Below are 385 nucleotides of genomic sequence, written 5' to 3'. Positions count from 1 at the left end.
CGGCACCGACGACGCTCCGAAGTTTCCGCTGCTGTCCTGAGCGATGGCCGCGAAGCTGTGCGAGCCGCCCTTGAGCGCCACGCTCGGCGTGAACGACCACGTGCCGTTCACGTCCACCAATGCCGTGCCGAGCAACCGGACGCCGTCATAAATACTGACAGTATCGCCCGCGTCCGCCGTCCCTTTGATGACCGGCGTGGTGCTGTTGGCCGTGCCACCGTTGAGCGCTGCGCCCACCGACGTGATGACTGCCTGAGACGGGTCTTGTGTTTGAAACGCCATTGATCAATTACCTTTGATTGCTATGAAGTCGATGGGGCGTCAAGCCGCTTGGTTCGACCCGCCCCTCGGAAACGGATTTGTCCATTGCGCAACAGCACGTTTC

1 protein-coding gene is annotated in these 385 nt (G+C 61.3%); it reads right to left on the bottom strand.

The genetic code is table 11. From position 1 onward, the window contains the following. Window positions 1-282, bottom strand: a 282-nt coding sequence (locus HB376_RS40630; protein ID WP_213769315.1) for an Ig-like domain-containing protein, incomplete at its 3' end; no start/stop codon positions are given. Window positions 283-385 lie beyond the last annotated feature (103 nt).

It is taken from the genome of Caballeronia sp. dw_19, assembly GCF_018449515.1.
In the GTDB taxonomy this organism is placed as follows: domain Bacteria; phylum Pseudomonadota; class Gammaproteobacteria; order Burkholderiales; family Burkholderiaceae; genus Caballeronia.
This window is presented reverse-complemented; position numbering and strand designations above follow the sequence as displayed.